This is a genomic window from Erythrobacter dokdonensis DSW-74 (genome assembly GCF_001677335.1).
Taxonomy (GTDB): domain Bacteria; phylum Pseudomonadota; class Alphaproteobacteria; order Sphingomonadales; family Sphingomonadaceae; genus Erythrobacter; species Erythrobacter dokdonensis.
On sequence record NZ_LZYB01000004.1, the window covers coordinates 270,347 to 296,466 of the forward strand.

The window sequence follows — 26,120 nt, forward strand, 5'->3', positions numbered from 1 at the left end:
GCGGCGCCTAGTAGGCGTTCTTGTGCCGCAGCACCATCGCGGTCTTGAGCACGATCTCGATATCGCGCACCAGTGACCACTTGGCGATATATTCGAGATCGGACTGCAGCCGGTCGGTCAGGTCCTTCTCCTGTTCGGTCGCACCGCGGTGACCGCGCACCTGGGCAAGTCCGGTCAGCCCCGGCTTGAGGCAGTGGCGTTGCCAGTACTTGCGGTCGACTTCCCAGAAAAACTTGTTGTTCGCCTGGCTCCCGAGCGCGTGGGGGCGCGGGCCGACGATCGACATGTCGCCCTTCAGCACGTTGAGCAGCTGCGGCAGCTCGTCGATGCTGGTGCGCCGGATGAAGGCGCCGACGCGGGTAATCCTGTCGTCGTCGCGCGCGGTCGAACGTGCGCCATTATGGTCGAGTTTCTCCTCGCGCATCGACCGGAACTTGAACATGTCGAAGAACTGGTTGCCGCGTCCCAGGCGCCGCTGCACGAACAGCACCTGCCCGCCATCCTCGAGCTTGATCGCCAGGGCCACGGCGAGCAGCAGCGGCGACAGCACCAGCAGGCTGATTCCGGCCACCGCGATGTCGAAGGCGCGCTTGATGATCCGCGACCGCAGGCCGAGCGGCCCGGTCGAGATGACGAGGGTGGTGCGATCCAGCGCATCGTAGTGATTCACCCCGACCGCGCCGAGGCTGTGCGCCGGCTCACTGACGATTTCGCCATAGACGCCCGCTGACTTGAGCAGGAAGGCCCATTCCTCGCGCCGTTCGCGCGGACAGCTCACCACCACATGGTCCTGGTTGCGCAGCAGCTTGCCCAGCCGGTCGAGCATGAAGGGGTCGTGGCTTCCGGGATCGAGGTTGAAATGCCGCGCCGAAATCGACACGGCATCGGGGCTCGGGAAGCCTGATCCGCCATCCTCGATCACCAGCCGGTTGGTGATGCGCCCGTTCCAGCGCTTGCGGATCAGCAGTGCCATAGCCCGCCGCAGCGCCACCATGGACAGGGCCGAGAACATCAGCCCGAGCGTGACCGCAACACGCGAGAAATCATCGTTCGACTTGGCGTAGAAGGCGACAAAATTGACGAGGCCCGCGGTGATGGCGAGCGCGATCAGCGCCTTGCGCGCGGCAAATGTCCAGCTCGACAGGGCTTTCAGGCCATAGGAGCCATTGTACAGTGCGATGGTATAAAACACCGGCAGCATCGCCTGCGCCGCGAGCATCGTGCGCGCTTCCCACCAGCGCCCTTCCCACAACAGTGCTGCAATTGCGAAAGCCAGATTGAGCAGCACGCCATCGGCCAGCAGCATCACGGCATAGGCGCGCAGCCGCCGCCGTTCGAGCGAGGGTGCGACCTTGCTCTCGACATTCTCGAGTCTGGCCGATTCCAGTAGTTTCGGCGTGACGCGGTTCATTCGAAGCTTCCCCTAGGGCGCGACCCTCAAGAGGCGTTGCCTGTAACGCAACCATAGGTACGTAATGTTACAGAGGGAAGGGGCATTTGGTCGACTGCGAATTGCAGCTTGTCACATTTTGCTACCGTTTCGCGGCGTATCGAGCGATTTCCGCCAGTTCCTGCGCAAGCAGAAGCTCGGCTGTCTGGCTATTGGCCAGCAGGGTGCGGTGCAGCATGGTGAGGCGGGGAATCAGCCGGTCCAGCCGTGTCTCGCGCGCTCCGCGTGCCGCGGGCTGCCGCCAGCGTTCGAACTGCTGGCGGATGTCGCGCTTCTCCTTGAAGAAAATTCCCAGCCGCGCCTCGCTGCCCTTGTCGAGCCGGTCGAAGGAACCGCGTGTGCCGAGGTGCGCCATGATATTCGCCAGCTGGGCTGCGCGCCGTTCCAGCGCCAGCGCGAGGCCGACCGGGTTCAGCCCCAGCTCGCGCATGCGCCGGATCTCGCCCGCGATCCTGCCCGTCTCTCCGCCGAGCACGGCGTTGACGAGCGGTGCAAACCCGTCCTCCTCGGTTGCCGCTCCGATCGCCGCATGATCCTCGGCGCTGGCCGATCTGGGCGATTGCGGGTCGGCATCGCAGTAGAGCGCCAGCTTGGTCACCTCCGACTGGGCCAGCCTTATGTCGAGCCCCGCCGCGCGCGCGATGCGTTCGGCCAGATCCCCGCCCAGCCTCAGGCCTGCGACATCGGCCATGCCCCTGACCGCGGCCGCGACCGCGGCGAGATCGGGCGGATAGAACATCGCCACCAGCGCGTCCTTGCGCTTTTCCAGCAGCTTGGCAGTGCGTGACTTGTCGGTGGCGGAGGTGGCGACGACGATCACCGGTGCAGCCTCGCCCGCGCCTGCTTCGCCGGTCTGGATCAGAACCTCCAGCGCATCATGCGCCTCCTCGCCGGTGGCGCGCACGAAGATGTGGCGCTTGCCGCCGAACAATGAGGTCGAACGCGCCTCGTCGCCCAGCAGCGCGGGGTCGCGTTTCAGGTCGGCGCCGGACAGCTCGATCCGCTCGCCGGCATCGGGCAGCGCCTCGGCAATGCGGTTTGCGGCCGCGTTGGCTCCGGCCTCGTCGGGGCCGCAGAAGAAGAAGATCCGCGCCGACAGCGCTCCGGAGGGCAGGCCGCGCGCGAAATCGCTGTTCTTCGCCTTCATGGGGCCGTGGCGGCGCGCGCCCGCAGCGCCAGCGAAACCTGGGTCGCCATCTGCTCGGCCACTTCCCGGGCGAGGTTTTCGAGCGCCTTCTGCTCGGCCGCGATGGTGGCATATTCCGAACTGACCACGTCGATCCCCGCGTCCGAGCCCGCGGTCGCATCGAGCAGGATCTCTCCGCTCGCCGCGTCGACCAGCTGGTAGCGCGCGCGCAGGATGCGGCGTTCGCGGCTGATGGTATCGTCGTTGAGCACACCGAGGGCTTCCAGCGAATCGTCGAGCCGCACATCGAGCCGGTAGGCTGCAGCGCGCTCGCCCGCGACCCCGAAGCGGTTCTGCAATTCGTTGCGGACCAGCCAGCCGCCCTGCCCCGGGATCGCCGGCACCTCGACCGCCGCGAGGCCCTGCGCGACCCCGGCCGAACCCCCGCCCGCATACATCGGCGAGAGGCCGCAGGCGGAAAGGGCGAGCAGGGCAGCGAGGGCGAAAGCAGAGCGCATCAGGTGACGATATTCACCAATCGGTCGGGCACGACAATGACCTTGCGGATCGCCGCGCCGTTCACCGAGCGTTGCAGGTTGGCCGACGCGAGCGCCAGTGCTTCCAGATCCTCCTTCGAGGATCCCTTGGGCGCGGTGACGGTGTCGCGCAGCTTGCCCATGTGCTGGATGGCGATGGTGACCTCGTCATCGACCAGCAGGGCCGGATCGACGGTGGGCCAGGGCGCATCGGCGATGAGGCCTTCCCCGCCCATGTTCGACCATGCTTCCTCGGCGAGGTGCGGCATCATCGGCGCGGCGAGGTGGACGAGCGCGCGGATCGCCGCCGAGCGGCTGGCCGATGGAGCGGCCTTCTCGACCATGCCGGTCAGTTCATAGATGCGCGCCACGGCCTTGTTGAAGCCCAGCGCCTCGATATCGGCGGCCACCGCAGCGATGGTCTGGTGGGTCTTGCGATCGAGGCTCTTGTCCTCGCCTTCAGCCGACGCGTCATAGGCGCTGAACAGCCGCCACAGCCGCTGGACGAAGCGCGCGCAGCCCTCGATTCCGGCATCCGACCACGGCAGGTCGCGCTCGGGCGGGCTGTCCGACAGCATGAACCAGCGCACCGCATCCGCACCGTGCTTGGCGATGATGTTATCCGGGTCGACGACGTTCTTCTTTGCCTTCGACATCTTGATGACGCGGCCAACCTCGACCGGCGAGCCATCGCTCTTCAAGGTTGCACCGTCGCTTGTCCGGTCCACCTCGTCGGGATTGAGCCAGATCGGCAATCCGGTGTTCGGGTTTGGCTGCGAATAGGTCTCGTGCGTCACCATCCCTTGCGTGAACAGCGCCGCAAACGGCTCCTGCACGGTGATCTTGCCCGTGTGCGCCAGCGCCCGCGTCCAGAAGCGGGCGTAGAGCAGGTGCAAAATCGCGTGCTCGATCCCGCCGATATAGTGCTGCACCGGCATCCACTTGGCGACCTCCTCCGGGTCGAAGGGCTTGTCGGCGGGCTGGCTGGCGAAGCGCAGGAAGTACCACGAGCTGTCCACGAAGGTGTCGAGCGTGTCGGTCTCGCGCCGCGCCGCTTTGCCGCATTTGGGGCATTGGGCGTGCTTCCACGTCGGGTGGCGCTCTAAAGGGTTGCCCGGGATGTCGAAGCTGACATCCTCGGGCAGGGTAACGGGAAGCTGGTCCTTCGGCACCGGCACCACGCCGCAGGTGTCGCAATGGATGAAGGGGATCGGCGTCCCCCAGTAACGCTGGCGGCTCACACCCCAGTCGCGCAGGCGCCACACGGTCTTCCCGGTGCCCCAGCCTTCCGCCTCGGCGCGCGAGATGACGGCTTGTTTGGCCGCTTCAACGCTCATGCCGTCGAGGAAACCGGAATTGACGATCACCCCGTCGCCTGCCTCGGCCTCGCCCTTGAAGGGCTCGTCGGCCTTCGCGGGATCGCCGGCAACGACGCGCAGGATCGGCAATTCGTATTTGGTGGCGAATTCGAAGTCGCGCTGGTCATGCCCCGGCACGCCCATCACCGCGCCCGTGCCGTATTCCATCAGCACGAAGTTGGCGATGAAGACGGGGAGGTCTGCGCCGGTGAAGGGGTGCTTGGCGGTGATGGGCGTACGATACCCTAGCTTCTCCGCCGTTTCGAGCGCAGCGGCCGTGGTCGCGCCCTTCTTGCACTGGTCGATGAACGCCGCGACCGCCGGATCGCCCGCCAGCCCCTGGGCAATCGGGTGATCGGCGGCGATGGCGCAGAAACTGGCGCCGAAGATCGTGTCGGGCCGCGTCGAGTAAACCGCCAGCTTCCCGCCATCGGAGAGGTCGAAGCTGAACTCCAGCCCCTGCGACTTGCCGATCCAGTTCTCCTGCATCAGGCGAACCTTCTCGGGCCAGTCCTCCAGAGTGCCGAGGCCTTCCAGCAGATCATCGGCAAAATCGGTGATCTTCAGGAACCACTGGTTCAGCTTGCGCTTCTCGACCTCCGCGCCGCTGCGCCAGCCCTTGCCGTCGATCACCTGTTCATTGGCGAGCACGGTCATGTCGACCGGATCCCAGTTGACGGTCGATTCCTTGCGGTAGACGAGGCCTGCCGCATACAGGTCGAGGAACAGCGCCTGTTCGTGGCCGTAATATTCGGGATCGCAGGTGGCGAATTCGCGGGTCCAGTCGAGCGCGAAGCCGATGCGCTGCAACTGCGCCTTCATCTGGGCGATGTTCGCCCTCGTCCAGCCGCCGGGATGCACGCCCTTTTCCATCGCGGCGTTTTCCGCCGGCATCCCGAAGGCGTCCCAGCCCATCGGGTGCAACACCTCGAACCCGCGCATCTTCTGGTAGCGCGCCAGCACGTCGCCCATGGTGTAGTTGCGCACGTGGCCCATGTGGATGCGCCCCGAAGGATAGGGGAACATCTCGAGGATGTAGCTTTTCGGCTTCGCGCTGTTCGAATCCGCGGTGAAGGTGCCCGCTTCCTCCCATGCGCGCTGCCAGCGTCCGTCGGCTTGGGACGGATCGAAACGGGTTTCAGTCATGAAGGCCTATCCGTGGAAGGGCGTGTCTTACGATGCGAGGGCCTGACGACGCAGGTCGCGGGCCTTGGTAAGGATGATGTCCTCGAGCTTCTGCACGGTTGCCGCCTGCACCGGGGCTTCGACCCAGTTGCCGGCCTCGTTGACCTGGCGGCTGGCGGCCACCCGCAGCGCATCGGCGCGCAGATCCTGATCGAGGATTGTCACCGTCACCTTGACCCGTTCATTCGGGTTCGAGGGGTTGGCATACCAGTCGGTCACGATCACGCCGCCATTGCTGTCGGCCTGCAGCAGGGGCGCGAAGCTTACCGTGTCGAGCGCGGCGCGCCACAGATAGGCGTTGACCCCGATGGTGTTGAGCTGGGCAGCCTGCAATTCGGTGCGAGGACGGTCCCCGCCGCCGCAGGCAGCGAGCAAGGCGAGAGTGCCGCCGAGCAAAGCGGTCGTCGCGGCTCTTGCAAGGGGCGCACGGGAGCGGGCGAAGGGGGCGCGTGTCACTGCCGGAGGTTTCCTCATCATCTGCATTGCCCACGCTCTATAGCTTTCAGACCCCGCGCGGCAAGCGCGGATGCGTCGGGCTGCGAACCGGAACCTGCGGCAAGCGACCTTTCCTGTGCCTGAATCGCCGATCGGGCTGCGCGCGTGCGATTCTGTGTGCTTGAGGCCACAGGTCGCGCCGTAATCCGGTTTTGCTGGCCCCAAGACATTGCAAGCGGGACTCCCGGCCCTATCACATGGTACAGATGGCTTTGCGACTCAGGGACCGTTAAGGTTCCGTATGGTCTGGCAAAAGCCGGACAGACGACTGACAGAGGATTTGGGTACCACCATGGCACACAGGGCCGACAGCACAGCAAAGGCGCAGCGCAAGCTGCCGCTGCTGGCTGCGTGCGGCCTGCTGGCACTCGCGCTGCCGAGCGCGGGTCTGGCGCTGGTGGGCAAGACCATGCCCTCGGCAGGCCCCTCGTTCGAGTCGATGGGCCTCAACGTCTTCACCCCTGCTTCGGTCGATCCCGAACTCGCCGCCCGCGTAGCCGAAAAGGCCCGCGCGCGGGGCATCCGGTTCACTCCTGCCGGAGCAACATCTGCGGCCGGAGAGCGTACGGTCACCGTTGCTGTTCGTGTCGACAGCGAGGAAGCGCGCGCCATTTCCGTGCGCAAGGCGATTGACGCGGTCCCGGGCCGCGGCGTCGGGCTTTCCGGGCTCGAGACAAGCCGGTTCCAACTCGGCTCCGCGCGCGGCTACAAGAGCTTCACCCGTCCGGTCGAGCTTCCGGCCGAGGTTCGCCGCATGGCGCTGCCCGATCTGGCGCAGTTCGAGCCTTCGCGTCCCAAGTCGGAAGACAAGCCGAGCCGGCTGCAACCGCGGATCGAACTGGAAGATCGCGAAATTGCCGGTCGTTCGCCCAATACGCTCGATTCGATTGCGTCGCAGACCGTCGGGGTGGGCGGCAGCTTCCGTCTTTCGCCCAACCTCAACGTGACCGCGGGCGTGCGATATTCGCAGGAGCGCGAACGGCTCGATCCGCTGACCAATTCGGTGCAGGACAGCCAGGCCGTCTACGTCGGCACCCAGATCAAGTTCTGATTTCTGCAACCCGCTGAAATTTCGGTTATTTTACTGATTTCAGGGGGTGCCGTGCGGGCTTTTGCCCCGGCTTTACCACGCGTTCGACCCCTCCTTGACTCCCGTTAGCCCTGCCTTGCGGTGCCTTCGCGCATGGGTCCAAAGCATAGCTATTCGCAGCTTCCCCTGACCTTACGGCATCGCTAGATTGCCGCCTGTCTGCTGCTGCACGAGGGGAAGGAATGCCATGGGCCGGGTTGCAATCGTCACCGGAGGAACGCGCGGGATCGGGGAGGCGATCTGCAAGCGACTCCAGCGCCAGGGCCACACGGTCATCGCCAATTATGCCGGCAATGACGAAAAGGCGCGCGCCTTCACCGAGGCGACCGGTATTCCCGCGAGGCGGTGGGACGTCGGTGACCACGAGGCCTGCCTTGCAGGCTGCGCCGCGGTCGCGGAAGAGTTCGGACCCGTAGAGATTGTCGTCAACAACGCCGGCATCACCCGCGACGGGACGCTCCACAAGATGAGCTTCGAGGACTGGAACGAGGTGCTGCGCATCAACCTTGGCGGGTGCTTCAACATGGCCAAGGCGACCTTCCCCGGCATGCGCGAGCGCGGGTGGGGCCGGATCGTCAATATCGGCTCGATCAACGGGCAGGCGGGCCAGTATGGGCAGGTCAACTACGCCGCCGCCAAGTCCGGCATCCACGGCTTCACCAAGGCGCTGGCGCAGGAAGGCGCGAAGTTCGGGGTGACGGTCAATGCCATCGCGCCGGGCTATATCGATACCGACATGGTCGCCGCGGTGCCCGCGCCGGTGCTGGAGAAGATCGTCGCCAAGATCCCGGTCGGACGGCTCGGCATGGCCGAGGAAATCGCGCGCGGGGTGGCCTTCCTCACATCCGAGAACGGCGGCTTCATGACCGGCTCGACCATGAGCATCAACGGCGGCCAGCATATGTATTGAGCGAGGGCAGGCGAGCAGCGCAGCTGCCAGCCGCTCGGCCCGAGCGCCGGCCAGCGGGGCGGCGGACCCCGGTCCGCCGAACCTGTCTGACGTAACGCCCGCAGCTTTCCCGCAGGCCCGCAATCGGCTATCCCCAAAATGTGACCAACCCCTACCATCCGCCGGTCAAGCGCAGCCTTGCGATCGCCGGACACAAGACCTCGATCAGCCTCGAACCGCTGTTCTGGGACATGCTGCGCGATGCCGCCCAAGCCGAGGGTGTGGCGGTGGCGGCGCTGGTGGCGCGGATCGATGCCGAGCGGATCAAGTCGCCCACCCCGCCCGGCCTCGCCAGCGCGATCCGGGTGTGGCTGGTGGCGAACCGCCTGCCCGGCCTATAGCCCGCGCCAGATCTTCGCCGGGGTGCTGTTCCGCGCTCCCAAACGGGCCGCATTGCAGCGCGCGGGACGGAAGGTCTTGGCATAGCAGAGGCGGATTTCCTCGAGCCAGCCGCGCGGCGAGAGCTTCACGCCGATCGCGCTTTCGGGAATCCCCGGATTGGCATCGGCAAAGGCGGAGCGGATACGGCCTGCGGTCAGGTCTTCCTCGCGGCTGATCCGGTCGTAATCGGGGATGCGCAGCGATTGCCACAGGATGCGGGTGATCTTCAGATAGGCGCCCGGATTGTTGACCATGCAGCTGCCGTGCTTGAACCATTGGCGCGCGACGAGGCGCTCGGAAGGCATCATGCACATCGCCGCGCGGATGTCGGCAGGGGTGAGCGGCGCTTCCGGGGTGCACCATTGCGGCCAGCTCTGCCGGCTTTCGGGCCACAGCCCGTGGACGACCAGCCCGAAGCTGCCATTGGCGCCTGAGCATTGCACGGCGTGGGCGCGACTGTCCTTGCGCGGCTTGCAGAATTCGGGACTCCAGCTGAGCGCCATGGTGTAGCCGGTGACGGGCAAGCTGCGGCGCGGTCCGTCGGGGGCGATCTTGGGCACACTGCGTACAGCCGGCGCGCGGCACTGGTAGGCCTGCGCGTGGGCGAGGGCGGGCAGGGCAAGCGCCAGCATGGCGAGGATGCTATTCGAATACCGCAGGATCGGTGCCTCCCCTGTCCTTGAACCAGTGGTTGCTGGCGGGCGTGAACAGCAGCGCCACGGCGAGCACGGTCAGCAGGAGCGATGCCAGTTGCGCCGGGCCGATCATCTCGATCATGCGCCAGCTCTTCATCGCCACCAGCAGCACCCCCAGCAGCTTGAGCGCCGCCATGATCGTCACCATCCAGCGCGCAAAGCGCACCGCCGACAGCCACACCATCGCAATCGGGATCAGCGCGATCGAGAGCCACATGCTCTGCCACACGATCACGGCATCGCGCGACCAGTCCACCGCCGGCATGAGCTTCGCAAGATAGGAGAGCCGGTCGGGAATGTTCAGCAGCGCCTCGGCAAAAACGAGCAGGGCTGAGCCGAGGAAGGCTACTGCGAACACGGTAATGCTTGTCGGACGGCGCCGCGACAGCGCGATCATAGTGGCTGGAAATCCAGCCCGATATCCGCCGCCGGCGCGCTTTGTGTGAGCCTTCCCACCGAGATGTAATCCACCCCGCTCGCGGCCTTGGCGGCGATGGTCTGGAGGTTCACGCCCCCGCTCGCCTCGGTCGGAACGCGACCTGCGACCAGACGCACCGCCTCGGCCAGAGTGGCGGGGTCCATGTTGTCGAGCAGCAAATGGTGCGCGCCTGCTTCCAGCGCGGGTTCGATCTGGTCGAAGCGGTCGACCTCGCAGATGATCTTTTCGACCCCCGCATCGCGCGCACGTTTCACCGCCTCGCCGACCGAACCGGCCACCGCGACGTGGTTGTCCTTGATCATCGCCGCATCCCACAGCCCCATACGGTGGTTCTGCGCGCCCCCTTGCCGCGTGGCGTATTTTTCAAGGAACCTGAGGCCCGGAATGGTCTTGCGGGTGTCGAGCAAGGTGCAGGCGGGGTTGCCCTCCGGTCCTCGCATCGCGGTGACATAGGCATTGGTCAGCGTGGCGATGCCGGAAAGGTGCTGGACAATGTTCAGGGCGCTGCGCTCCGCCGTCAGCAGTGCGCGGGCGCGGCCTTCGATGCGCATCAGGTCGGTGCCCGGGCCCACCTTGTCGCCGTCATGCGCCAGGGTTTCGATGGTGCATTCAGGGTCGCAATGGCGGAAGAACGCCTCGGCCAACGGCAGGCCTGCGACGACAATCGCATCGCGGCTGTCCATCACGCCTGAAAAGCGCGCGTCCGCCGGAATGACGCTTTCCGAAGTGACGTCGCGCCCGCCGCCCGGAAGTCCTTCGCCCAGGTCTTCGGCGAGAGTCTCGCGGACGAACTTTTCGAGGTCAAAGCCGGGGAGGGTGAAGGTGGTCATGATAGGCATCATAATCGGACCCGTAGGGTCCGCAAGCACGACCGTGCGCCCGCTGGCGCCCCGCACACATCAATGCACGAAGCGGGCCACCACGTCCCGATAGGACCGGCTCACCTTCACTTCCGAGCCGCTTTCCAGCACCAGAAAACATTCGCCATTGGTGTGCGGGCGGACCTGCCGCACGAGATCGAGGTTGACGATGGTGGAGCGGTGGACGCGCTGGAACTTGCGCGGGTCGAGCCGGCGTTCGAGGTCCTTCATCGTCTCGCGCAGCACCAGCGAATTGTCGCCGGTGGAGATGATCATGTAATCGCCCGCGGCCTCGATATGCTCGATCGAGTCCACTTCCACGCGGAAGATCTGGCCGCGGTCCTTGACGTTGATGAGCTTTTCGAAACGGTCGGCGCTCTCGCTCGTGGCGGTCGTGGCGGTCTCGACGAAATCGGCTGCGCGTTCGGGGGCGACTTCGGCCAGCACGTCGAGCAGCTGTTCGGCATCCTCGGCCGATTTCTTCTCGGCCAGGCGCTGGCGCACGCGTTCGATGGTGTCGGCCAATTTCTGCTCGTCGACCGGTTTCATCAGGTAGTTGATGGCATTGGCCTCGAAGGCGCGGATTGCGTGTTCTTCATAGGCGGTGACGAACACGAACAGCGGCGGCTCGATGTCCATCACGCCCTTGACGACGGAAAAGCCGTCGAAACCGGGCATCTGGATGTCGAGGAAGACGAGGTCGGGCTTTTCGGTCTTGATCTTGCGTATCGCCTCGCGCCCGTTGGCGCAGGTGTCGATGATCTCGACGTCGTCGAACGGCTGGAGCCGCAGTTGCAGGCCCTGGATGGCGAGTTTCTCGTCGTCGACGAGGATCGTTCTGATTGTCATGCGGATGTTCCGAAGTTTCGTTGCGGGGGATTGAGGGGGATGACCGTCGCGCTAGGGGAGGCGGCCCTGGTATCCCCTTGTTGTGCAGGGACGGGGGAAACCTGCAATTCGGGTTCGCTTGCGGTGCTGTACGGAATCTCGATCATCACGGTGAAACCGCCACCGGGTTCGGAGCGGGTTTCGAACACGTGCGTATCGCCATAGGCCTGCATCAGGCGGTTGCGGATATTGGCAAGGCCGACCCCTGTAGAAACGGGCCGGCCGGGGATATGCCCGGCAAGTATTTCAGCGCGCGAGGTTTCCGCATCGAGCCGGTCGAACAGCAATGGTTCGTCGAGACCGGGGCCGGTGTCCTCTACTGTCAGCCGCAGTCTTTCGCCGATCACGCGGGCGGTCAGCGAGATGCGGGCCCCTTCCTCTTGCGGACTGACGGCATATTTGATCGCGTTCTCGACCAGCGGCTGCAGCAGCATCGAGGGCAATTGCGCGCCAAGCGCCGCGTCGTCGATCTCGAAATGGGTGCGCAGGCGCTCTTCAAAGCGCATCCGCTCGATATCGAGATAGAGCTGCAGCGTCTCGATCTCCTGCGCCAGCGTGACCTGGCTCCCGGGTTCGGCGATCAATGTGTGCCGCAGGAAGCCCGACAGGCGGGTGAGCATGGCATTGGCCGGCTCGGTCTGCTTGAGCAGCACCAGAGTGGAGATCGAATTGAGGGTGTTGAACAGGAAGTGCGGGTTCAACTGATAGCGCAGCATGGCCAGCTGCGCGGCGGTGGCCTGCGCTTCGAGCCGCTCCAGCCGGTCGGCCTGCTCCTCGACCGTGAGGAAGAAATTGATCGCGTAGTACAGCGCGCTCCATCCCACGAGCAGCATCAGCGGGATGAGGGACAGGCTGATGACGCGCTGCGCGAACGTGGTTTCGCGGCTGGCGCCATAATAGACCCCTTGCACCCACGCATCGATCGAGGCGTGAAGGATCACCGCCACGAACAGTACCAGTGCGGTAATGCCCCAGGTGACAAGCGGGCGCTGACGGATCAGTTCGCGGTAGATTACCGAAAGCAGGAGGCTGATGGAAAAGCCTGTGATGGTCGACACGAGGATCAGCGCCATCAAGGCAAATGGCTGACCGTTGACCACGGCGATCACCGCGCGCAGCAGGAAGGCTGCACCCCAGCCGGCCAGCTGGAGGTTCCAGAACGCGCGGTTCTTGCTCGCGAAGAACGGCGCCGGCTGGATCTGGAGCACTGCCATAGTCGCTCGGTCTAGCCGATTTCGGCCCGTCTCGCACCGCAATTCGCATCCGCGGTCGCGGGCGCACCACGGCTTGCCGCAAGGTTCATTTCTTTTCCGCCCGTTCAAGTCCCTTGGCGGGATCGATCCCGCGACGGAAATGCGTGCGCCAGTCCGCTCGCCCCTCGCTGGCCATTGCCGCGGTGATCAGGGGCAATTCGGCGGCGATGAATTCGGCGCGCTCGTCCCAACCGTCATGATTGCGGATCATCAGGATCCCGGCATCATGGCGCGAGCCCCAGCGGGTCATGAAGGTTACGCCGGCCTGCGGATCATAGCCCGCATTGGCAAGCAGCCAGGGGATGAGCCTGTCGGCCTCGCGCTCGGTGCGGCGCACGTTGCGGCGGCTCCGGCCGTTGCGGTCGAGCCAGGCGTCGTGCTCTAGCACGTTGTGCGCCAGCTCGTGCGCGACCAGCGCGGCGAAAACGTCTTCCTCGGGATAGGCGAAAGCCGGGAAGCCGATCCCGATAACCACCCGTTTGCCGTCGGCCACGGCCTTGTCGCCTTCGCCCATCAGCTCGAAGCGCGTGGCGCAGACTTCGACCGGCCGGGCGCGCGCCTGCCCGCCATCGGCAAAGCTGATCGTGATGCCGCCATGTTCGGCGAGCATCGCGTCGATATGGTCATGCGCCCAGACGAGGCGCTGCCAGTCCATTTTTTCGCCCGCGGGCCATTGGTTGGGATCGAAGCGCTCGAGCCCCACGATCTCGCGGTTGCGGGCGAAGGCCCCGGACAGTGCCGCCGGGGATCCGCGTGCGGCAGTCTGCACGGCGAAATCGCCGGTCAGGCCGAGCGCCTTGCGGGCAATCGCGGGCGCGCCGTAACTGGCCATGTCCTGCAATTGCAGACCTATCGAGGCGATCACCCGCGGGCAGAAACCGGCATTGCCGCGCACCAGCTGCCAGCCGACATCCTGCAATCTTTGGTCGGCATCCTGATAGCGCCCGATCGCCGCGCGCTCGGCGGCGTAATCAACCGGCGGGGTATCGGAATTGGCGGCCAGCAGCGCTGCCATCCCCGCCAGCAGCGCGCGCCGCCAGCCCCGCTTTCTCATCCGGTGCTGCCCCCGTCGAGCGCAGCCTTGAGCCTGTCATAGCCCACCGCCCCGCCGATCGGCTTGCGTCCGGCAATCCATGCCGGGGTGCCCGAAAAGCCCAGTGCCCGCGCCAGTTCGAGGTTGCTGGCGATCTCCGCGGAGACGGCGTCGGATGCTGCATCGGCTTCGGCACGGGCCATGTCGAGCCCGGCCTCGACGGCCGCGGCGCGCACGTCGCCCAGCCGGAACATGGCATCGTGGAAGGCGCGATACTTGCCCTGCAATCCGGCCGCCAGCGCCATGCGCGAGGCTGCGTCGCTGCCCTCGAAAATCGGCCATTCGCGGATCACGACCTTGAGATCGGGATCCTCGGCCACCAGCCGGTTCACGTCCTTGAGGCTCGCGGCACAATAGGGGCAATTATAGTCGGTGAATTCGACCAGCACTTTCGTGCCCTGCGGATTGCCGATCATCACGCCCGGAAAGGGGGTGAACACCGCATCGCCAAGGTCCGCCAGCCGCTTTTCCGCCTCCTGCGCCTCGTAGGCCTCGACCATCTGCGGCAGCATGTCGGGATTGGAGAGCAGGAAGGCGCGGGTGCGGTTGTCGGCAAGACCGGCATAGGACCAGATCGCCGCGCCGAGAAAGCCGAACACGAGCGCGGTGAGAGCGGTCAGCAGAGTGTTGCGCAAGGAGGATTGGGGCATCGGGGTTCCGTCGGCAGCTGGATGGCTCGCCAGCCTAGCGCCTGTCGCGCAGACGTTCCAGTTCGGCGCGTGCCTCAAGCGCGACGTCCTGTGCGCGGATCCAGTCGGGCGAGCCGTAGGGCAGGCTCGCCTCGGCTGCCTGCGCGTTCTGCAGCGCTTCGGGATAGCGGCGGTTCATGACCAGCTGCTCGGCGCTGGCAAGGCGCGCGCGAGGTATATCGCCACGTGCGGCATAGACCACGCCGAGCTGATACCAGGCGAAGGGATTGTAGCGGTCGCGCGAGACTGCCGCGCGCAGCACCCGCTCTGCTTCGGGGTAATTCGCCTCGTTTTCGGTGGCGATCAGCGCGTGACCGAAAATGCCCGCGATCAACGGGTGGGCGCGGGTCAGCTCGGTCGCGCGGCGCAGCGGCACCAGCGCTTCCATCGGCCGTCCGGATTCGAGCAGCACCTGGCCCTTCAGCTCAAGGAAATAGGGGTTGTCCGGCTCGACAGCGAGCAGCGCGTCGGTCTCGGCCAGCGCGAGGTCGACCCGCGCGTCCTTGTGATAGGCATAGGCCCGCGCATAGCGCGCCGGAATGCTGGTGTCGCTCGGAGGGAAATAGGTCAGCGTGCGTCGCGGCTCGGCGAGAAAGCCGTAGAGCTTCGCCTTGGCACGCAGGAACCGCTCCTGCAGGGCCGGATCGTCCGGCGCATCCCACGCCGGGTCTTCCTCGAGCAGATTGCGCAGGGTCTGGATGCGGTCGCCCGAAAGCGGGTGGGTGCGCATGTAGGCGGCATCGTCCGACTGGCTGTAGCCGCGCCGGATTTCATAATTGCGCAGCCGTTCGAAGAACTTGAGCATCCCGCGCCCGGAAATCCCGGCGCCGGAAAGGTAGCGCGCACCGGCTAGGTCGGTCGAGGCTTCCTGGTCGCGGTTGAACGCAAGGAAGCTGCCAAGCGCCGCCTGCTGGCCCGCCATGATCGCGCCGATTGCCGCATCGCCTGCCCCGGCCAGTGCCGCGCCCACGCCGATGAGGAGCGAGAGGATACTGATTCCATTGGCCGCCTTGGTGCGCTCGTTGAAACGGACCACGTGGCCTGCGGTGATGTGGCCCAGCTCATGCGCGAGCACGCCCTGCACCTCGTTGGCGGTTTCTGCGGCATTGATCAGGCCGGCGTGCACATAAATCGCCTGACCCCCGGCGACGAAGGCATTGATCGAGCCGTCGTTGATCAGCACCAGCTCGACATTGCCGGGCTCCAGCTCGCTCGCCTCGACCAGCGGGGCGGTCATGTCATTGAGCAGTTCCTCGGTCTCGGCATCGCGCAGGATCGATTGCGCGACAACCGGCTGGGCGACGAGCGCCGCACAGGCAGCCAGCGCCAGAGCCTTGGCGAAAAGAGAGCGGGGGGCACGCATCTGGCGCACCCTACCGTGTTTCCGCCTGAACTCAAACTGAAGGGAAGCCTGCAGCTACCCGATCAGCTTCCTCGCGGCGCGTTCGAGCTGCGACACATCTTCTGGCAGTTCGCCCAGCACGGCGAGATTGCCGTCTGCGTCGCGGCGCACCATGACCAGCGCGAATTCCGGCCCTTCCCCGGCCAGCGCCTCGAGGGACAGGGCCTCGAGCGCGCGCAGCTTCTTCGCCAGCGCCGCGCGCACGCCTTTTTCTTCTTCGATCGCCTTGCCCTGCTCCTCGCGGCGCAGGCGGCGTTCGGCCTTGACCACGCCCTTGAGGCCGCCTTCGGCTTCGGAAAGGAAGTGCGACAGGCTGCCGCGTTCGAGCCCGAGCCGGTGCGCGTGGGTCAGCACCGCGGCGTATTCGGTGAGGCGGGTCTTGTCGTAATCATGCCCGAACACAAGCTTGACCACGGGGGTCATCGGCGCGCGTTCCTGCATGGTCAGACCGCTTTCGGCGATCAGCTCGGCATAGTCTTCCGGTGCGGACTGCGCAGCCAGCGAGAAGTCATAGGCGCGGCTGACGGCTTCGTAGAGCGCGCTGCGGCTGCGGTCCTCGGTCGCGTCGGCAGCATGTGCGAGTTGGCGAGCCGCAGCGAGCCAATCATGCAGGTCGGCATTTTCCGGGACTTCGACAGCCGTAAAGGCCGGCGTCCCGCCGACAGGCGCGAAATCGTCGGTGAAAGCGAAATCCACATCGGGATCGTAGGGCAGAACGGCCGGATCAATGGCTTTCTTGGCCGGGGCCTCGATGTAATCGGCCAGCGAGGCGAAGCTGTAGCCTGCACTTTCCTCCTCGCCTTCGTCCTCGTCATACTCCTCGTCATCGTCGAGTTGATAGTGGGCGAAGTCTGGCAGGGAGATTTCATTGCCCGTTTTCGCGCCTTCACCCAATGTATCGGGGGATGCGTCATCTGCCGCGACAAATTCTTCGTCGTCTTCATGGGCGGGCGAATCCGCCCAGTCGGTGACAGGGTCGGCCGCGCGGCGGCGCGGCTCTTCGGCCAGTTCCAGGTCAGCGCCCAGTTCGAGCGCCTGATCGATTTCGAGCAGGAGCTCGTCGGCGGTCAGCTGGTCGGCCATTTCCTTCCAGTTGATCACGCCATAGATGAAATCAATCGTTTCATCGTTGCTCGAAAAGGGCAGCAAGATGCCGCGGTAAAGGATTTCGATGCCGCGCTGGTTGACGAATTCGGCCTCGAAGCCGATCGGCGCCTGATTGGCGAGGATTTGCATGTAGTGGTCAGTGATGCGGCTCAGCAATGAGCGCGGCGGCACATCGGAAAGGTGAGTGATCCGGCCGATGCCGCCACATTCGTGCGCCAGCTTTTCGCCCAGGAACTGCACCGCCGGGTTTTCGATGCCGGACGTAAAATCGAGCAGCACGCTATAGGGGCCGAAGTCGGGCAGGTTCGCCGGATCGAGATCGTCGATGGCAGGGAACATCCGTTCGCCCAGCAGGCTTGCCCAATGATTATAGGCGCGCACCTGCATCCGGCGTTCGTCCTGGCCGATCGCTTCGGGGGGCATTTCGCGCGGCGTCGCTGTCTCGGGGCCTTCCTCGTCGGTTGTATCCCAGCCGCGATCCGCAGCCAGCCCCGCCGGATCGACGTGCTCGCCGGAATCGAATGGGCCGCGCAGAGTGTCCATGGCTATTCTCGCCCCTTAGTGAACAATTACCAGAGGCCGTTCTGGCCGCTTGTGGTAAACATCACGTTAAGTCGGGCGGGGATGTCGAAGCCGAGAATCCGGTTCCCGGGGGTTACAGGAAATAGCGCATCCTGATCGTCAGGCGACTTGTGCCTTCGCCCTGGGAAAAGACCGCATCGCGGAACTTGGGCGGGGCCATCTTGACCGGTGCGTCGCGCGAAAATCCGTAGCCTTCCTTGGGCATCATGCCCAGCGCCCGGTCCGCCTTGCCGTTGTCATTCTCGTCATGCAGCAACGCGATCGCATAGTCGCCAGGTTTCACTCCTGCAAAGCGGATCACGACGTTCTCGCCGGCGGGCACCGTGGTGCGGTGCGAGCCGGGGTCCTTGATGCATTTGGGAAAAATGTCCTCGCGCGTGGTCATGCAGGCCCGCACGACGCCCTTGGTCGAACGCAGGTCCGTGACAGTGATGACCACCTCGCCTGCCAGCGCAGGGGTGGCGGCGAGCATCGCGGAAGCGCTTGCCAGGGCGAGGCCGGCCCCTTTCATGAAAGCGCTGCTTCGGGCGCGTGTCCCGCTTCGGCGACGATCCGCCGCGACAGCCCCTTGTCCGTGCCGCACAGCTTGTCCCAGAAGCGGAAATAGAGCCCGTAATTGCATTTGTATTCCTCGTGGTGACGTTCGTGATGGCTGGCGGTTATCAGCCAGGCCCCCAACCGCGAATGAACAAGCCAGCGCGGGAAAACCTCCCAGCCCATGTGATTGGTCACCCCCATCACCGTGGCTATGGTCAGAACGAGGCCGAGCACGGCGATGTTGATCGGCACGAAGAACACCAGCACCGGGACAACCACCGCTCCGGTGAGCGCCTCGATCGGATGAAAGCTCATCGCCGTCCATGCCGTCGGCGGACGGCTTGCATGGTGGACAGCGTGGGCAAGCCGGAACCACTTCGGCTGGTGCATCCAGCGATGGCTCCAGTAAAAACAGGTGTCCTGCACGAACAGATAGATCAGCAAGGACAGCGGATGATACCACCACGGCAAGGCGGCGATATCGGTGCTGATCTGCGTCCAGCCATGATGCCGCCAGCCCCACAGGACAATCCCTGCTGGAGCGCCATAGATGCCGGCCGATAGCAGCGACCAGCGGATCTCGCGTGCAATCTGCTCCCCTCGCCCGGCGTAGAGGCCGGGACGCATTCGTGCCGTGGCGAGTGCGAACAGTCCGCTGGCGGCGAAATAGCGCATTGCGACGATGAGAGTGACGGCCAGGCTGACGATCAGCAGCGCGAGCGGAACGGGCAGGTCGGACGGAAGCATTGCCGGGAGATATGGCGCAAATCGCGACCGGGCGACAGCCTCAATCGATGAAGGCCTTCAGGACAACGAATCGAGTGCGTTGCACAGCGGATCGCGCAGCGCGGTGTGCCGCCGCATCGCGATCCGCGCCAGCCGCTCCACTTCGACCTTGCGTCGCGCCGCCGCCAGCGGCTCAAGTGCGGCCGGGCGCAGGATTTCCGCATCATAACCGTCTGCCACGATCACCCCGCAGGTCTCGGGCCTGAAGGCGGCGGTGTCGAGCGGCGCACGGTCGAGCGCGGCAGGCACGCCCCAGTAGAACCGGTCACAGAAATCGAGATAGTCCTGCCACTTGGCATCGCCCAGCAGATCGCCGCGCGCGACCTTGATCTCGACGATCACGACCCGACCACGGGCATCGATCCCCATCAGATCGGCGCGGCGGCCATTGCGGATCGGGACCTCGGGCAGGCACCAGATATCGTTGCGGGCGAACAGCCGCGAAATGCCGCGCGCCACGCCCGCAGCAGCGGTTGCGTCAAGGGGAAGCGCGGCGAACGACGAATCGCGCGCGGAAGAACCAGTCTCCGGCATTGCCTCAAGCTGGAACAGAATGCGAACACAGTCAAGCGCACTTCCATGGTGCGCCCGATCAGGCCTGTGCGGGCACCTCAAGCGCGGCAAGTATGCTTGCGCGGGCAGCATGGAACTCGCGCCAGAGTGCCAGCGCGGGTGCGCTGGTATCCTGTCCCCGCGCCGTCAGCGTGGCGAGGGCGACAAGGCCCGAGGCAAGCATCGCGGCAATATCGTCCAGGCCCTGGGCGGCTAGCGACCTTTGCCAGGGATGCGCGATCTCCACGAGAGTGCCGAATGCAGGCGGATCAGTCTCGGGCGCGATCCGTGCCATCGCGCCAAGCCGGGCCACCTGCCCATGCAGCGCATCCCACTGACCGACCAGCACCGATAGCGCGGGCGCATCTGCCGGCTCGGCTTCGGCACGTGGGAGAATCGGTTGGGGCGGAAGGCTGGCCATGCCTGCGAGGCTACGGACGGCTCCTTGCCGATTGGTTAAACCTCCGCTCCCTGCCAGTGCGGCCTGACCCGACAAATTGTGTGGCGCCGCGCCGGCGCTCTTGCTAAGCGCCGCGCCGCAAGCGATGATATCGCGCTCGCGGCATCATGCACCCGTAGCTCAGCTGGATAGAGCGCTGCCCTCCGAAGGCAGAGGTCACAGGTTCGAATCCTGTCGGGTGCGCCAGCTTTTCACTCGCATCACTGGGCCGCAGGTGGCGATGCTTGCGGCGGGCTCGCGTTTTTCACGTGGGTATCGAACCACGCAAACATCTCGTGCAGCGTGTGCAGCACGGATTCGCGACCGCGGTAACCGTGATCCTCGTGCGGGAGCATGACCAGCCGCGCCGTCCCGCCATTGCCCTTGACCGCGGAGAACATGCGTTCCGACTGTTCGGGGAAGGTGCCCGAATTGCTGTCGTTGGCGCCATGGGTGAACAGGATCGGCTCGTTGATCTTGTCGGCTGCCATGAACGGGCTGAGGCGGTAATAGGTCTCGGGCGTCTCCCAGAACACCCGCCGCTCGGCCTGGAATCCGAAGGGCGTGAGCGTGCGGTTATAGGCTCCCGAACGGGCAATGCCGGCACGGAAGATGTCGCTCTGTGCCAGCAGGTGCGCGGTCATGAAGGCACCATAGCTGTGGCCGCCCACGCCCACCCGCACGCCGTCGCCGAACCCGCGCGCGACGGTGAAATCGACTGCTGCCTGGGCGCTGGCGACGATCTGTTCGATAAAGCTGTCGTTGACGGTTTCGGGATCGGGGCCGACCACCGGCATCGCCGCCCGGTCGAGCACGGCATAGCCCTGCATCAGGAAGAACAGGTGCGAATAGCCCCCGACCCGCGTGAAGCGCCATGGCGAATCCCGGTTCTGCCCGGCCGTCGCCGCATCGTTGTATTCGAGCGGATAGGCCCACACCACCACCGGCAGCTTGTCACCGTCCTTGTAGCTCGGCGGCAGGTAGAGCGTCGCGGTCAGGTCGACCCCGTCGGCCCGCTTGTAGGTGACGAGCTCGCGCTTGATCCCGGTCAGTTCGGGGTGCGGATCGGGGAAATCGGTCAGGAAGCGGGCGGTGCCGCCACTTTGCAGGCGGACATTGCCCGGGTTGGTCGGGCTTTCGTAGTAGGTGATGAAGGAGCTGCCGTCCTCGGCCAGCACGTCGATCACCCGCTCCATGGACTCGCCCGCATTGCGCCACAGCTCTTCGGTCTCGAGCGTGGCGAGATCGAAGCGGCGCAGGAACGGGCGATAGCCCTCCGGCGTCGCGCCGAGGCCCGAAAGCAGCAGCTTGCCGTCGACCTCGCGCGCGACCTCGAAGCCTTGCGGCGTGGTGGTGGTAAGCGGGCTGCCCGGATCGCCATAGGCATCCTGCACGTTCCGGATGGAGAGCTGGCGCCCCGCGCCGCCGCCGGTCACGTCGATCAGCGTCTGGCGTACCTCGCGCGTGTCGCGGTCGTAATCGGCGGCGATGATATCATCCGTCCCCTCGATCCCGATCATGCCCGCAGCCCGGTCTTCCATCCGCGCCAGAACCCGTGCCGCGCCTGCAAATGGGGCGGCCAGGGCCATCAGGTTGTCGCGATTGTCGCTTTTGACGCGCGGGTCGCCGCCGTCCTGCGCCTCGACCCACAGCAGCAGCGCGTCTTCGGTCGGGTGCCACTGCAGGTTGCGAGGGCCGGTCACCACCCCCTGCACCGGCAGGGCATCGGCGAGCGGCTGGCGGATGATTTCCTGCACCAGCTTGCCTTCGGGCGTGAACACTGCGCTCACCCGCGGGAAGCGCGACCACGGGACCTGATAGGAAAACGGCTGCTCGATCCATTCCATCAGCAGGTACTTGCCGTCGGGCGAGGGCATGACCGAGGTATAGATGCGCGGTTCGCCGACTGCTTTCGCTCTGCGCCCGTCTGCCGCGACCACCATCGGCTGCGAGGTGGTCAGCCATGCGAACATCGCCTCGTCATGCGGGTTCTGGAGCAGGTCCTGATAGGTGCGGGTCTGTGCTTCCTGTCCGCCGGCTGCCACCTGGATCGCCGGGCCTGTCGGCGTGAGCGAGCGAACCGGCATCGCCCCCCGGTCTTTCGGAACCGCCAGCACCAGCAGCGAACCGTCGGGCATCCAGCGCGGCGACTGGAAGATCGGGTTGACGCCGCCGGCCATGATCCTGCGGGCCGCGCCCGTAGCGGTGTCGAGCACGTGGAGCTCCACGCCGTCGCTGCGGGTATTGGTAAAGGCGACCCTCGCGCCGTCCGGGGACCAGGCGAGGTGTGCAAGATCGGCGTCGGCCGGCAGAGCAACCGGACGGACCGTGCCGCTGGCGATATCCTGCAGCGAAAGGCCCACCAGCGCGCGCGGACCGTGGCGGTCGTTGGTTGCCGCATCGAGCCGCAGGCCGGCCAGCTTCTGCATCGGTTTGGCAAGGTCTGCCACCGGCGGCAGCGCTTCGCGTTCGATCAGCAAGAGCTGTGTGCCGTCGGGCGAGACCGACACGCTCGGGCTGGGCGCGCGGGTGACGATGTCGGCCACTGCCGCGGGCGGGGTGCGGTAGCCGTCGTCTTCGGCCGCAAGCGGCGCTGCACAGGCAAGGACAAGCCCCATGGCGGTGGCAAGGCGGATCGGTCGGCGCATCAGTTTCTCTCCTGTTGCGCTGCTGATGGCGCAGGGATCGGACCGGATCAAGCGGCGGAGCCTTTTAGCAGGGCCTTAGCCCAGGCATGGAAGTCGAACTTTCATTTTTTAAATCATGCCCTTGTCGCTTTCGGCTTGCTGCTGCGGGCATTCGCCGACACGCGCTGCCGCACGACCAAGTGCCAACCGGCATCGACCGGCGACATATCCTGGTCTTGTGTTTCCGGTCTCGCGCTAGTGTAGTGGGGAGAATGGCTTGCAGACAGGGGGCTGGAATGGGCTTTGCGAGAAATCTTCTGGCGCTGGGTGCGGCGCTTGGTCTGGCGTCGGGCGCGGTCGCGCAGAAGGATGACCGTGCGACATCGGGCGAGGACGAGGGTAACCAGCCCGCACTGTCCAGCGGCACCTTCGCCGCGTTCGAGCTGCGCAATATCGGCCCCGCCCTGATGAGCGGGCGCATTGCCGACATCGCCATCGTGCAGGATCAACCTGCCACCTGGTATGTCGCGGTGGGTTCCGGCGGTGTCTGGAAGACCGAGAATGCCGGCACCACCTGGACCTCGTTGTTCGACGGGCAGGGCGCCTATTCGATCGGTTCGATCGGGCTCGACCCATCCGATCCCAATCGCGTCTGGATCGGCACCGGCGAGAACGGCGGCGGGCGGCATTTCGGCTTTGGCGACGGGATCTACAAGTCCGCCGATGGCGGCAAGACCTGGGCCAATATGGGCCTCGGCAAGTCCGAACACATCGCCCGCATCATCGTCCACCCCGAGGATCCCGACACCGTCTGGGTCGCCGCCGAAGGCCCGCTGTGGTCTTCGGGCGGGGAGCGCGGTGTGTTCATGACCACCGATGGCGGAAAGACGTGGGAAAACGTGCTCAAGGCAGGGCCGTGGACCGGCGCGACCGATCTGGTCATAGATCCGCGCAATCCCGACCGGCTCTATGCCGCCATGTGGCAGCACCAGCGCACCGTTGCGGCCTATGTGGGCGGCGGGCCGGAAAGCGGGCTGTGGAAGTCCGAGGATGGCGGCAAGACCTGGACCGAGCTCAAGACCGGCCTGCCCAAGGGCAATATGGGCAAGATCGGGCTGACCATCTCGCCGATGCAGCCCGACGTGCTCTATGCCGCGATCGAGCTTGACCGGCGCGCGGGCGGCGTGTGGCGCTCGGCCAATCGCGGGGCGAGCTGGGAGAAGATGTCCGACGCGGTCGGGGGCGGCACCGGCCCGCATTACTATCAGGAGCTGATCGCCAGCCCGCACCACTTCGACCGCATCTACATGATGTCGAACACCTCGCAGATTTCCAACGACGGCGGGCGCACCTGGAGCGATCTCAACAATGACCTGAAGCATGGCGATGACCATGCCGTGGCCTTCCGACCCGATGATCCGGATTACATCCTGTTCGGATCGGACGGCGGGCTTTACGAAAGCTACGATCACACGAAAACGTGGCGCTTCATCGACAATCTGCCGGTGACCCAGTTCTACAAGGTCGCGGTCGATGATGCCGAGCCGTTCTACTATGTCTACGGCGGCACGCAGGACAACAATTCGCAAGGCGGCCCCTCGCGCACCGACAACCGCCATGGCATCCGCAACGACGACTGGTTCATCACCCTGTTTGCCGACGGCCACCAGTCCGCGACCGAGCCGGGCAATCCCGACATCATGTATGCCTCGTGGCAGCAGGGGAACCTTGCGCGGATCGACCGGATCACCGGCGAGGTGGTGCATATCCAGCCGCAGCCCGCGCCGGGTGACGACATTGCGCGCTTCAACTGGGACGCGCCGATCTTCGTCAGCCAGCACCAGCCGACCCGCATCTACCACGCCTCGCAGCGGCTGTGGCGCTCGGAAGATCGCGGCGACACATGGCGCGCGATCTCGCCCGACCTCACCCGCAACGAAAACCGCCTGCAACTGCCCGTGCAGGGCCGCCAGTGGGGCTGGGATGCCGGCTGGGATATCTACGCGATGTCGCAATACAACACGATCACCTCGATCGCGGAATCGCCCAAGGATGCAAACCTGCTCTATGTCGGCACCGATGACGGGCTGATCCAGGTGACCGAGGATGGCGGGGCCAACTGGCGGCGGATCGAGGTGTCATCGCTCCCCGGCGTTCCCTCGCGCGCCTTCGTCAATGATATCCGCGCCGACCTGTTCGATCCGAACACGGTCTATGTCGCGCTCGATAACCACAAATACGGCGATTACCGGCCGTTCCTCTACAAGAGCACCAATCGCGGTCGGACCTGGACCAGCATCAAGGGCAACATCCCCGATCGCCATCTCGTGTGGCGCATCGTGCAGGATCACAAGAACCCCAACCTGCTGTTCACCGCGACCGAATTCGGGCTGTTCTTCACGCTCGATGGCGGGGCGAAGTGGGTCGAGCTGACCGGCAAGGCGCCGACCATCTCGTTCCGCGATCTCACCATCCAGCGGCGCGAGGATGATCTGGTGGCAGCGAGCTTCGGGCGCGGCTTCTTCATCGTCGATGATATCTCGCCGCTGCGCTCGCTGAACGAGGCGAGCCTCAGGCAGGAGGCGCTGCTGTTCCCCGGCCGCAAGGCGTGGTGGTATATCGAACAGCACCCGTTGGGCTTCAGCGCCGGCGGCTCACAGGGTCACGGCTATTACCGCGCGCCCAATCCGCCTTTCGGTGCGAACTTCACCTATTACCTCGCCGAGGATATCCCCTCCCTGAAGGCGATGCGCGAGAAGCGCGAGCGCGAGGCGACGAAGACCGGGGCCAACACTCCCTTCCCGCCATTCGAGACGATTACCGCCGAATTGCAGGAGAGCGAACCGGCGATCTGGCTGACCGTGCGCGATGCGGCGGGCAATGTCGTGCGGCGGCTGAAGGGTCCGGCGAAGAAGGGCTTCCACCGCGTCAACTGGGACCTGCGCTATCCCGATACCGGCGTCGCGCGCCCGGTGCGGGGCGGTGGCGAGGAGCCGACCGGATTCCTCGTGGCGCCGGGCCAGTATACGGTCGAGCTGTCGAAGCGGGTGCGCGGAGAGACGGTGCAGCTGGTCGGGCCGCAGCCCTTCACGGTCGAACCGCTGCGCAATGGCGCGCTGCCGCAGCAGCCCGACGCGCACCAGTTCTGGGCGGAGATCGCCGAATTCGACCGGTCGGTAACCGCGCTCGCCGCCACGCTGGGCGAGGCGCGCCGCAAGGTCGATCTGCTTGCCATCGCGGTGACGCGCACTCCGGGCGGCGATCCGGCGGCGCTCGACAACCGGCTGGCGTCGATCCGGGGCGAGGTCTTCGCGCTCGACGAACTGCTCAACGGCAACCCGGCGCGCAACGCGATCTTCGAGCGCACCCAGCCGACCGTGCGCAGCCGGCTCGGCGTGGTCATGAGCGGGCTTGGTGCCTCCACCTACGGGCCGACCCAGACACACCGCGAGCAGCTGGGCTATGCGCGCGCCGATTTCGCCGCCGTGCGTGATCGGCTGGCGGCGCTGGTGGATGCGACCATCCCGGCCTTCGAGGCCGAGCTTGTCGCTGCGGGCGGACCGTGGGTTCCGGGCGGGGCGCTCCCGGCAGCGGAGTGAGA

Annotated in this window: 23 protein-coding genes and 1 tRNA gene; 5 read left to right on the forward strand and 19 right to left on the reverse strand. The window is 65.7% G+C overall.

What is annotated here, in order from left to right; all coding sequences use genetic code 11:
- Positions 1 to 7: 7 nt before the first annotated feature.
- The 5 genes from I603_RS10140 to I603_RS10160 form a co-directional block, all read right to left on the reverse strand.
- Positions 8 to 1,411, reverse strand: a complete 1,404-nt coding sequence (locus I603_RS10140) for a sugar transferase (protein WP_068864650.1) — start codon at positions 1,409 to 1,411, stop codon at positions 8 to 10.
- Between the two features lie 121 nt (positions 1,412 to 1,532).
- On the reverse strand, positions 1,533 to 2,597 hold the full coding sequence (gene holA, locus I603_RS10145; RefSeq protein WP_068864652.1) for a DNA polymerase III subunit delta: 1,065 nt from the start codon (positions 2,595 to 2,597) through the stop codon (positions 1,533 to 1,535).
- Positions 2,594 to 3,094 carry an LPS assembly lipoprotein LptE gene (lptE, locus tag I603_RS10150; RefSeq protein WP_068864654.1) on the reverse strand — a complete coding sequence of 167 codons (501 nt, stop codon included), beginning with the start codon at positions 3,092 to 3,094 and terminating at the stop codon, positions 2,594 to 2,596. Before lptE ends, holA begins: the two co-directional genes overlap by 4 nt.
- The gene (gene leuS, locus I603_RS10155) at positions 3,094 to 5,616 is read right to left on the reverse strand and encodes a leucine--tRNA ligase (protein WP_068864656.1); all 2,523 of its coding nucleotides are present in this window, start codon (positions 5,614 to 5,616) and stop codon (positions 3,094 to 3,096) included. Before leuS ends, lptE begins: the two co-directional genes overlap by 1 nt.
- Positions 5,617 to 5,643: 27 nt before the next feature.
- Entirely contained in the window at positions 5,644 to 6,129 is a 486-nt protein-coding gene (locus I603_RS10160; protein WP_407643898.1) for a DUF3576 domain-containing protein, read from the reverse strand.
- 313 nt (positions 6,130 to 6,442) lie between these two features.
- On the opposite strand from I603_RS10160, the gene I603_RS10165 reads away from it, so the two are divergent.
- The 3 genes from I603_RS10165 to I603_RS10175 all read left to right on the forward strand — a co-directional run bounded on the left by I603_RS10165 (position 6,443) and on the right by I603_RS10175 (position 8,530).
- Positions 6,443 to 7,201, forward strand: a complete 759-nt coding sequence (locus I603_RS10165) for a hypothetical protein (RefSeq protein ID WP_068864660.1) — start codon at positions 6,443 to 6,445, stop codon at positions 7,199 to 7,201.
- A gap of 226 nt (positions 7,202 to 7,427) precedes the next feature.
- On the forward strand, positions 7,428 to 8,150 hold the full coding sequence (gene phbB, locus I603_RS10170; RefSeq protein ID WP_068864662.1) for an acetoacetyl-CoA reductase: 723 nt from the start codon (positions 7,428 to 7,430) through the stop codon (positions 8,148 to 8,150).
- A 140-nt stretch (positions 8,151 to 8,290) separates the two neighbouring features.
- Positions 8,291 to 8,530: a ribbon-helix-helix domain-containing protein gene (locus I603_RS10175; protein WP_068864663.1), complete on the forward strand. Its 240-nt coding sequence runs from the start codon at positions 8,291 to 8,293 to the stop codon at positions 8,528 to 8,530.
- Here I603_RS10175 and I603_RS10180 read toward each other — a convergent pair.
- The 13 genes from I603_RS10180 to I603_RS10240 form a co-directional block, all read right to left on the reverse strand.
- Positions 8,525 to 9,202, reverse strand: coding sequence for a ribonuclease T2 family protein (locus tag I603_RS10180; protein WP_068864665.1), 678 nt, complete (start codon positions 9,200 to 9,202; stop codon positions 8,525 to 8,527). The two genes, I603_RS10175 and I603_RS10180, sit on opposite strands and share 6 nt — an antisense overlap.
- A 10-nt stretch (positions 9,203 to 9,212) precedes the next feature.
- Entirely contained in the window at positions 9,213 to 9,662 is a 450-nt protein-coding gene (locus I603_RS10185) for a hypothetical protein (RefSeq protein ID WP_068864667.1), read from the reverse strand.
- On the reverse strand, positions 9,659 to 10,534 hold the full coding sequence (nadC, locus tag I603_RS10190; RefSeq protein WP_068864824.1) for a carboxylating nicotinate-nucleotide diphosphorylase: 876 nt from the start codon (positions 10,532 to 10,534) through the stop codon (positions 9,659 to 9,661). The genes I603_RS10185 and nadC overlap by 4 nt, the downstream gene beginning before the upstream one ends.
- Positions 10,535 to 10,603: 69 nt before the next feature.
- Positions 10,604 to 11,413: a LytR/AlgR family response regulator transcription factor gene (locus tag I603_RS10195; RefSeq protein ID WP_068864669.1), complete on the reverse strand. Its 810-nt coding sequence runs from the start codon at positions 11,411 to 11,413 to the stop codon at positions 10,604 to 10,606.
- Positions 11,410 to 12,666, reverse strand: a complete 1,257-nt coding sequence (locus I603_RS10200; protein WP_068864671.1) for a sensor histidine kinase — start codon at positions 12,664 to 12,666, stop codon at positions 11,410 to 11,412. Before I603_RS10200 ends, I603_RS10195 begins: the two co-directional genes overlap by 4 nt.
- A gap of 85 nt (positions 12,667 to 12,751) precedes the next feature.
- The gene (locus I603_RS10205) at positions 12,752 to 13,759 is read right to left on the reverse strand and encodes a M48 family metalloprotease (protein ID WP_143736690.1); all 1,008 of its coding nucleotides are present in this window, start codon (positions 13,757 to 13,759) and stop codon (positions 12,752 to 12,754) included.
- Positions 13,756 to 14,448 (reverse strand): DsbA family protein, encoded by a 693-nt coding sequence (locus I603_RS10210; protein ID WP_068864673.1) that lies wholly within the window; start codon positions 14,446 to 14,448, stop codon positions 13,756 to 13,758. Before I603_RS10210 ends, I603_RS10205 begins: the two co-directional genes overlap by 4 nt.
- 34 nt (positions 14,449 to 14,482) lie before the next feature.
- Positions 14,483 to 15,850: a M48 family metalloprotease gene (locus I603_RS10215; RefSeq protein WP_084440035.1), complete on the reverse strand. Its 1,368-nt coding sequence runs from the start codon at positions 15,848 to 15,850 to the stop codon at positions 14,483 to 14,485.
- Positions 15,851 to 15,904: 54 nt separating this feature from the next.
- Positions 15,905 to 17,539: a PAS domain-containing protein gene (locus tag I603_RS10220; RefSeq protein WP_068864677.1), complete on the reverse strand. Its 1,635-nt coding sequence runs from the start codon at positions 17,537 to 17,539 to the stop codon at positions 15,905 to 15,907.
- A gap of 112 nt (positions 17,540 to 17,651) precedes the next feature.
- Positions 17,652 to 18,089 carry a DUF2141 domain-containing protein gene (locus I603_RS10225; protein ID WP_068864678.1) on the reverse strand — a complete coding sequence of 146 codons (438 nt, stop codon included), beginning with the start codon at positions 18,087 to 18,089 and terminating at the stop codon, positions 17,652 to 17,654.
- Complete coding sequence (locus tag I603_RS10230; RefSeq protein WP_068864680.1) at positions 18,086 to 18,862, reverse strand: sterol desaturase family protein; 777 nt, start codon at positions 18,860 to 18,862, stop codon at positions 18,086 to 18,088. Before I603_RS10230 ends, I603_RS10225 begins: the two co-directional genes overlap by 4 nt.
- A 57-nt stretch (positions 18,863 to 18,919) precedes the next feature.
- Positions 18,920 to 19,435 (reverse strand): MmcB family DNA repair protein, encoded by a 516-nt coding sequence (locus tag I603_RS10235; RefSeq protein WP_068864682.1) that lies wholly within the window; start codon positions 19,433 to 19,435, stop codon positions 18,920 to 18,922.
- A gap of 58 nt (positions 19,436 to 19,493) precedes the next feature.
- Positions 19,494 to 19,874, reverse strand: coding sequence for a hypothetical protein (locus tag I603_RS10240; protein WP_068864684.1), 381 nt, complete (start codon positions 19,872 to 19,874; stop codon positions 19,494 to 19,496).
- Positions 19,875 to 20,022: 148 nt separating this feature from the next.
- On the opposite strand from I603_RS10240, the gene I603_RS10245 reads away from it, so the two are divergent.
- Positions 20,023 to 20,099 (forward strand) — tRNA-Arg (locus I603_RS10245).
- Between the two features lie 14 nt (positions 20,100 to 20,113).
- Here the strand turns inward: I603_RS10245 and I603_RS10250 are convergent.
- Positions 20,114 to 22,540 carry a S9 family peptidase gene (locus I603_RS10250; RefSeq protein ID WP_068864828.1) on the reverse strand — a complete coding sequence of 809 codons (2,427 nt, stop codon included), beginning with the start codon at positions 22,538 to 22,540 and terminating at the stop codon, positions 20,114 to 20,116.
- Positions 22,541 to 22,815: 275 nt separating this feature from the next.
- On the opposite strand from I603_RS10250, the gene I603_RS10255 reads away from it, so the two are divergent.
- Positions 22,816 to 26,118 carry a VPS10 domain-containing protein gene (locus tag I603_RS10255; RefSeq protein ID WP_084440036.1) on the forward strand — a complete coding sequence of 1,101 codons (3,303 nt, stop codon included), beginning with the start codon at positions 22,816 to 22,818 and terminating at the stop codon, positions 26,116 to 26,118.
- Positions 26,119 to 26,120: the final 2 nt, after the last annotated feature.

Coding starts and splice junctions, on each gene's coding strand:
- I603_RS10225 (WP_068864678.1), bottom strand. CDS start 18,089: ATGAAAGGGGCCGGCCTCGCCCTGGCAAGCGCTTCCGCGATGCTCGCC.
- I603_RS10220 (WP_068864677.1), bottom strand. CDS start 17,539: ATGGACACTCTGCGCGGCCCATTCGATTCCGGCGAGCACGTCGATCCG.
- phbB (WP_068864662.1), top strand. CDS start 7,428: ATGGGCCGGGTTGCAATCGTCACCGGAGGAACGCGCGGGATCGGGGAG.
- nadC (WP_068864824.1), bottom strand. CDS start 10,534: ATGACCACCTTCACCCTCCCCGGCTTTGACCTCGAAAAGTTCGTCCGC.
- holA (WP_068864652.1), bottom strand. CDS start 2,597: ATGAAGGCGAAGAACAGCGATTTCGCGCGCGGCCTGCCCTCCGGAGCG.
- I603_RS10140 (WP_068864650.1), bottom strand. CDS start 1,411: ATGAACCGCGTCACGCCGAAACTACTGGAATCGGCCAGACTCGAGAAT.
- I603_RS10200 (WP_068864671.1), bottom strand. CDS start 12,666: ATGGCAGTGCTCCAGATCCAGCCGGCGCCGTTCTTCGCGAGCAAGAAC.
- I603_RS10255 (WP_084440036.1), top strand. CDS start 22,816: ATGGGCTTTGCGAGAAATCTTCTGGCGCTGGGTGCGGCGCTTGGTCTG.
- I603_RS10210 (WP_068864673.1), bottom strand. CDS start 14,448: ATGCCCCAATCCTCCTTGCGCAACACTCTGCTGACCGCTCTCACCGCG.
- I603_RS10240 (WP_068864684.1), bottom strand. CDS start 19,874: ATGGCCAGCCTTCCGCCCCAACCGATTCTCCCACGTGCCGAAGCCGAG.
- lptE (WP_068864654.1), bottom strand. CDS start 3,094: ATGCGCTCTGCTTTCGCCCTCGCTGCCCTGCTCGCCCTTTCCGCCTGC.
- leuS (WP_068864656.1), bottom strand. CDS start 5,616: ATGACTGAAACCCGTTTCGATCCGTCCCAAGCCGACGGACGCTGGCAG.
- I603_RS10205 (WP_143736690.1), bottom strand. CDS start 13,759: ATGAGAAAGCGGGGCTGGCGGCGCGCGCTGCTGGCGGGGATGGCAGCG.
- I603_RS10215 (WP_084440035.1), bottom strand. CDS start 15,850: ATGCGTGCCCCCCGCTCTCTTTTCGCCAAGGCTCTGGCGCTGGCTGCC.
- I603_RS10165 (WP_068864660.1), top strand. CDS start 6,443: ATGGCACACAGGGCCGACAGCACAGCAAAGGCGCAGCGCAAGCTGCCG.
- I603_RS10235 (WP_068864682.1), bottom strand. CDS start 19,435: ATGCCGGAGACTGGTTCTTCCGCGCGCGATTCGTCGTTCGCCGCGCTT.
- I603_RS10230 (WP_068864680.1), bottom strand. CDS start 18,862: ATGCTTCCGTCCGACCTGCCCGTTCCGCTCGCGCTGCTGATCGTCAGC.
- I603_RS10160 (WP_407643898.1), bottom strand. CDS start 6,129: ATGAGGAAACCTCCGGCAGTGACACGCGCCCCCTTCGCCCGCTCCCGT.
- I603_RS10250 (WP_068864828.1), bottom strand. CDS start 22,540: ATGCGCCGACCGATCCGCCTTGCCACCGCCATGGGGCTTGTCCTTGCC.
- I603_RS10195 (WP_068864669.1), bottom strand. CDS start 11,413: ATGACAATCAGAACGATCCTCGTCGACGACGAGAAACTCGCCATCCAG.
- I603_RS10185 (WP_068864667.1), bottom strand. CDS start 9,662: ATGATCGCGCTGTCGCGGCGCCGTCCGACAAGCATTACCGTGTTCGCA.
- I603_RS10180 (WP_068864665.1), bottom strand. CDS start 9,202: ATGCTGGCGCTTGCCCTGCCCGCCCTCGCCCACGCGCAGGCCTACCAG.